This is a genomic window from Dietzia massiliensis, from assembly GCF_018390595.1.
GTDB classification, from domain to species: Bacteria; Actinomycetota; Actinomycetes; order Mycobacteriales; family Mycobacteriaceae; genus Dietzia; species Dietzia massiliensis.
In genome coordinates, this window is record NZ_JAHBAV010000091.1 from 1 (window position 1) to 6,554 (window position 6,554).

Sequence of the window (6,554 nt, forward strand, 5' to 3'; positions counted from 1 at the left end):
TGCACTCGCGAGGGTGTGGGAGAGTAGGACACCGCCGAACACAACTTCACAACGCTGGAACCCCCGAACCCACGGTTCGGGGGTTCCCGCCATTTCACCCACCCGACACAGGGCCGGCCAGGACAGGCAGGACGGTCATCGCCATGGCGCGACGGGCTGCGGAAAGACCAACCCAGTTCGAGGGGCGGCGGACACTTAGCTATGGACGGCAGCCGCGGCTCTCTCGGAAGGTCATGCACCCAGCGTCACGTGACGCGAACTCGCTGCCTATCCCACCGCGACGTGGTCTTCACCGAGTGCGGGGGAGTAGGACGATTCCCAGTTGGGCGATCGATGCCCCTTCTCTGGATGTGCAGACGGCTACTACGTCTTCGACGGTCGATCGCCCGGGGCCCACGCCAGAGCTGCCGCGGAGCCGAGCACTCCCAACACCGTCCCGGCAATGAAGCCGCCGAGGTTCGCGCCTGGGAGCGCGACTAGAGAGAAGGCGAAGCCCAGCAGGCCGGTCAGGATGCGTGTCGTCGGCTGAGCCCAGGTCGACACCCCGCAGGCGATGAGACCGCAGCCGATGAAGAGCGCCATCGGCGTGGATGTGGCGGAGAAGCTGATCGCCAGCCCGTCGAAGGATGCAACTCCCAGGACGACCGCGAGGACGACGACCCCGGAGGCGATCTGAAGTATGGCTGCGGCGACGGGGCGATCCGCACCCCTCTGTGGCCTGTCGTTCTCCGGCGCGGGCGCCTCAGCAGCTGGCTTCACCGCGCTCCGCCCGCAGCTCGATGGTCGAGGAGGTGAGCCGGGTGGCGTGGAGGCCGGCGAGCTCCACGTCGAGGTGCCCTGCGGTGAGGCTGCCCGAGGACAGGCCGACGGCTGCGCTCCCGGACCGCGAGGTGGACTCCGGCGGCGCCCGCACCGATGATCATCTCGTCGAGCGCCATCGGCCCGGAGAGCAGTGCGGAGTCGATGGTCAACTTGTCCGCGTAGATGTCCGCACCCTCGGGGAGGACGGCCGTCATAGTGACGGTGCCAAGGAACGGGACGTTGACGCTCTTCATCCGCGCGCATACGTAGCTCATGCGGACGTCTTCCATGATCACCATCGCTACGGGATCTTCTGCGGCATCGAGGATTCCGTGTCCGGCCTGGATCGAGGCGTGGCCGGCGCTCAGACCTCTCACCTGGGCACTCGCGACCAGTTCGCCGGCGGAGATGTTGAGGCCCGTCTGCGCGGTGACGACTGCACCGGCGCTGGCGACCAGCAGGCCCGCCGCGGACAGCGCGGCGAACCTGCCGTACCTGATGTGCCCCACCCGGCCCTCGTTCCGTCAGCACCGTCAGTTGTCTAGTCGAGCGGACGAGTCCGCGGCTGCATTGAGCGTACTCATCCGTTTCTCATCCGAGGGGATCCGCACCGCGAGTGCCTGGGCATCCTTCGCGGTCTTCCTCTTCGCGGGAGGCGGGGTCTCCTGACCGAGTCCGCCGCAGCAGCAGAGCACGCCCCCGCAGCCACCGCTCACCGACCCGCGCCCGCCCCTCGTCGTCGTCGCCCGTAGCACGTCCCCCCGCGCGGCGAGGGAACTCCTCCGACCTGGATTCCCCACAAAGTTCTGACACTCGTCAACACGGGCGTATTCTCACTACCGTGACTACCCGCACCTCGTTCCCCCGTCTCACCTCACCGGGCCGGATCGGCCCCATGGAGACCCCCAACCGCATCGTCCTTCCGGCCATGGACATGAACGTCTCCGAGGACGGCGAGATCGAACAGGTGGAGATCGACCACTACGTCGCCCGCGCCAAGGGCGGCGCCGGGCTCATCATCACCGGCGCGTGCGCGATCGCGTTCCCCGTCGGCGCCGCCTCGCTCAAGGAGCCGGGCCTGTCCGACGACAAGTACATCCCCGGCCTCAAGGCGCTCGCCGACGCCGTGCACGCGGCGGGCTCCACGCTGTGCGTGCAGTCCACGCACCACGGCAAGGTCGCCCGCGTAGACGTGGCCAACGACCGGCCGGTGATCGCCCCCAACGAGCCGGACTACAGCTACGACATGTCCGCGCTGGCCGACAGCACCCCCGAGGAGCTCGGCAAGATGGGCGCCGCCACCGGCGGCAAGAAGACCGTCTACAAGGAGATGGACCACGACGACATCGCGTGGCTCATCGACACCTGGGCCGACGCCGCCGAGCGGATCGCCAAGGCCGGCGCCGACGCGATCGAGATCCACGTCGCGCACGGCTACATCCTCGGCGTGTTCCTCAACAAGCGCGACAATCAGCGCACGGATGAGTACGGCGGGTCGCTGGTCAACCGCGCGCGGCTGGCGTGCGAGGTCATCTCGGCCGTCAAGGAGCGCGTGGGCGACAAGCTGGCCGTGCTGGTGCGCGTGTCCGGCGAGGAGTACGGCCAGGAGGGCGGGCTCGAGCTGGACGAGGCGATCCTGGCCTCGCAGCTGTTCGAGAAGGCCGGCGCCGACGCCATCCACGTCACCGGCTGGGGCCGCAACCCCTTCGACAACTTTACCGACGGCCCCCTGCCCGACACCATCGGCGCCTACCTGGACAACGCCGCGGCCGTGAAGCAGGCCGTGTCGATTCCGGTCATCGCCGTCGGGCGCATGCTGCCCGAGGTGGCGGAGAAGGCGATCGACGACGGCAAGGTGGACTTCGCCGCCATGGGCCGGCAGCTGCTCGCCGATCCGGACCTGCCCAACAAGCTGGCCACCGGGCGGCGGGCCGAGGTCCGGCCGTGCATCAACTGCTACCTCTGCGTGGCCGAGAACTTCTTTGACGACACCCCCTTCTGCGCGGTGAACCCGGCGCTGGGTAACGAGAAGCTTCTCCCGCTGACGCCCGCGCCGAAGCGTGAGCACGTCGTGGTGGTGGGCGCCGGACCCGCCGGGCTCGAGGCCGCGGTCGTGCTCACCGAGCGCGGGCACCGCGTGACCGTGCTGGACAAGGCCGACCGGCTGGGCGGCACCATGTGGTTCTCCACCCTCACCACGCCGGACAACGAGCCGCTGATCCGCTTCTTCGCCGCCGAGATCGACCGGCTGGGCATCGACGTGCGCCTGAACACCGAGGCGACCGTGGAGATGATTCGTTCGCTCGGCGCCGATCGGGTGATCGTGGCGACCGGCGCCAAGCGTCCCGCCCCGGCCATCCCGGGCGGCGACCTGCCGCACGTGCACACCGGCGATTCGCTCCGCAACACCATGCTGGGCACCGCCACCGCCGACGAGGCCGGGCTGTTCCTGCGCCTGGTCGGGCGGCTGGGCAAGCTGTCGACGATCACCAAGCGGCCGGCGTGGATCCGTAACCTCACCAAGATCGCGCTGCCGATGGGCAAGAACGTCGTGGTGATCGGCGGGTCGCTGGTGGGCCTGGAGCTGGCCGAGTTCCTGGCGGAGCGCGGGCGCCGCGTGACCCTGCTGCACGAGTCGCAGCAGCTGGGCCTGCCGCTGGCGATGCCGCGCCGGTGGACCGCGGTGCGGCACGCCAAGGAGCACGGCGTGGACATCCAGCGCCGCGTCTCGGTCACCCGCATCACCGAGTCGGGCGTGGAGTGGACCGACGCCAAGGGCAACGCCAAGTCCGCCGCGGCCGACATGGTGATCTACGCCGACGGCACCATGGCCGCCGCGCCGCTGGCCGATGAGCTGCGCGCTGCGGGCATCGACTGCGAGGTCGTGGGTGACGCCGGCGAGGTGGGCTACATCCACGGCGCTATCCACTCGGCGTTCAAGGTCGCGTCTAATCGTCTCCAGATCGGCAGTACTCAGAGCGGTTTCGAATCTCTTCGCCTTCCCTCCACTCGCGGGGTGATCCAAGTACACGACTGTGCGTTCCAAGCCGCCTTGAGTCATTCGGGCCAGTCGCCTTGTGGAGTCGAGTTCGAGTGCGAACACCTCAGCCATTGAACGAGCAGCGTGCACCCCGAAGACGACCAGCAACTTAGCCTTCGGTGCTCCGTCGATTATTCGCGGCATATAGCGCTGTGTACACGTCGACAACGCATCTCGGACGCCGACCTCCTTTCGGCTCTTGCAATGAACCACCTCAGTCATCGCGTAGTCGAGGCCCGGCTCCGCATCAGGTAAGAGCTCGAATGCACGTTGCCGGACCCCGCTCCAGAAACGCACGGCTCGCCCCCGGGATCCATCTTTGGCGGTCGGGTACATCCCATCCCTGATCTGGCCCGGCTGATTGCCGAATCGGTTGGTGAAGAACTCGTTTGTAGCTTCCAAGTCGTCTCCCCACGAGGGATACGGCTCGTTGAAATCGATAGAGGGGTTGCTGCTGATAAACAGGATCCTTGCCTCGTCGAGGTGGCCAGTCCAGGGTTCAGGTACCTGATGCTCATTCAGAGCTAGGTGGCGTTGAACGCCGACGATCCGAGAGCACGGTCCAATGCTGCCGGACTTGGAGTTCTCGAGCAGTTGGCAGTGGGTTATCTCGACTAGAAGATCATTCACGGATTGAGGTTAGCGGTTGGAGATACCGGACCCTGCCCGCTTAGCAACTTCCTGTCTCGCCGTGGGGAGGAAGTCCGCCCGATCGTGCTTGCTGCGTCGTAGCGACACGCCATGATTGGCGCATGACCGCGAACCCACCGCACGATGCTGACATCGTCCTCCCATTCTTGGAGAAGGTGATCTGCGCGGCCGTCAGGGCTAGCGACTCCGAGTCCGAGCCAGTAGACGTGTCCGGCGAGGCGCGTATGCTGCGGGCGCGGTTCGAATTGGATGCCGTTCGCAGGGTGGAGCAGCGGATCCAATCTCATGTCGCGGAGAACTCTGGTCGGGAACCGGAAGGTCTCGAGATGGACGAGCTCATTCGGCTCGCCTATTTGGATTCAGTGGTGACATTCGTTTCGCGGAGGTACGTAGTCCGCACCCGAGTGCTTCTGAACGAGATTGTGCAGACGGGGGCCCTCGGGCACGACAATTGCCAGTTAGGCGAACGCTGCCCGGCCTGCTCGCGGCGGCCACGAGTAAAGCCTCCGACTCTCGATGATTTGCGAGCGCTGGCGTTGGAGCTTTCCACGGATCCTCTCCACCATTTGATCGCAGTGAATCCGGACAAGGTACATGCCGCGACAATCCACTGGCTCGCAAGCGTCGGTGAGGTCGACCAGATCTGGAGCAGCGTCGGCTTAAACGGACCACTCCCGCCTCCGGACGCGTCGGCCAGCGAGCTGGGCGCGCAGGGAAAGCACTTGATTCTTGACGATGGTCAAGGGCACTGGAAGGCGGTAATACAGTGCAGCTTCTCCGCGTGCCTTAGCGACGAGCAGGTTGAGAGATTCAGGGAGCGCGCCCTGAAGGCAACTCGTCTTAGAAGTCCGGACCTGGTGAAGTGGTTCGTTTATGCGCTCGGTCAGCCCGCAACATCTCCTAGCCCTTCCCTGCGCTACTTGACCATCGATCAGATCAAAGCTGCGATCGATAGAAGCCCAGCCCTAGGCGATCCAGCGGCCGAGGCATATAGCCGCTATCTGGGCAAGCTCATGGCGGTCAGAGATTGCGTCCTAGCGATTGGATCTGGCGCCGAGTTCGGATTCCCTCAGCGATTGAAGCGGGAGCTGCAGGACCTGGGCGTGTCCAAGACATGCGAATTATCACTTCAGCTCACTCGACAGACTTGACCGACCTCGGGCGCGCGCATTCACCGGGGTTCGGCGAGCCGGAATCGGCCTTCCGGGTGGCCGGACCACGCGGCTCGGCGCGCACCAGGACTTACCCGTGGGGCCCTCGGCGCTAAGCAGTGCGTTACCGAGTCGGATGAACGCTCGACCTCCGGCTGGGAGGATGGGAACACATTTGCCGCGCCTCCGTCTGCGCACCTAATCGCGTCGCAGCTGCGCGCGCCCACGCGGTCACACCAGTACCGCTTCGCCCCTCTGGCGATCCGCAGCCCTGCCCAGCGTGCAGCGCTCCTTGAGTCCGAGCAGGCAGACCGCCGCGGCCGCGGCCAAGACCGCGACGACGCCGAGGATGATCGGCCCGGCGGGGAACGGCAGCTCCTGCGACAAGACGAACGCGCCCATGAGCAGGACGAAGACCCCGAAGCCCTTCCGCAGCGCCCGCTCCGGCACCACGGAGGTGAGCCGGATGCCGACGAAAGAGCCGGCGATGGCGGCGGCCGTGACGGCGGCGACGAGCGGCCAGTCGAGGCTGACCGAGGTGAGGTAGCCGCCGAGACCGGCGAAGGACTTCATCGCGATGACGAGCAGGGATGTGCCCACAGCGGCCGTCATGGGCAGGCCCGCCAGGAGGACGAGGGCCGGCACCACGAGGAAGCCGCCGCCCGCACCGACCAGGCCGGTCGCGGCGCCCACGACGAGTCCGTCCAGGAGGATTCGCCAGAGCGGATGATGGTGCGTCTGACTCTGCCCGTCACGGTCCTTGCGTCCCTTGATCATCGCGCCCGCGGTGGCGATCATCATGAGCGCGAAGGCGATCATGAGGAGGGTGCCGGGGATGTAGCCACCGGCCAGACCGCCGAGGAACGCGCCGACCATCCCGGCCGCGCCGAAGATCAGGCCCGTGCGCCACC

General features: G+C 66.7%; 5 protein-coding genes. 2 read left to right on the forward strand and 3 right to left on the reverse strand.

Annotation, left to right across the window (positions count from 1 at the left end):
- Window positions 1-363: 363 nt before the first annotated feature.
- Window positions 364-759 (reverse strand): DUF6114 domain-containing protein, encoded by a 396-nt coding sequence (locus KHA85_RS15740; RefSeq protein WP_182643704.1) that lies wholly within the window; start codon window positions 757-759, stop codon window positions 364-366.
- Window positions 756-1,310, reverse strand: coding sequence for a DUF6230 family protein (locus KHA85_RS15745; RefSeq protein ID WP_213186534.1), 555 nt, complete (start codon window positions 1,308-1,310; stop codon window positions 756-758). Before KHA85_RS15745 ends, KHA85_RS15740 begins: the two co-directional genes overlap by 4 nt.
- A gap of 332 nt (window positions 1,311-1,642) precedes the next feature.
- On the opposite strand from KHA85_RS15745, the gene KHA85_RS15750 reads away from it, so the two are divergent.
- Both KHA85_RS15750 and KHA85_RS15755 read left to right on the forward strand, forming a co-directional pair.
- Window positions 1,643-3,916 carry an FAD-dependent oxidoreductase gene (locus KHA85_RS15750; RefSeq protein WP_308936975.1) on the forward strand — a complete coding sequence of 758 codons (2,274 nt, stop codon included), beginning with the start codon at window positions 1,643-1,645 and terminating at the stop codon, window positions 3,914-3,916.
- Between the two features lie 677 nt (window positions 3,917-4,593).
- Window positions 4,594-5,643: a hypothetical protein gene (locus KHA85_RS15755; protein ID WP_213186535.1), complete on the forward strand. Its 1,050-nt coding sequence runs from the start codon at window positions 4,594-4,596 to the stop codon at window positions 5,641-5,643.
- Between the two features lie 231 nt (window positions 5,644-5,874).
- Here the strand turns inward: KHA85_RS15755 and KHA85_RS15760 are convergent.
- On the reverse strand, window positions 5,875-6,554 hold a 680-nt coding region (locus tag KHA85_RS15760; protein ID WP_213186536.1), incomplete at its 5' end, for a sulfite exporter TauE/SafE family protein.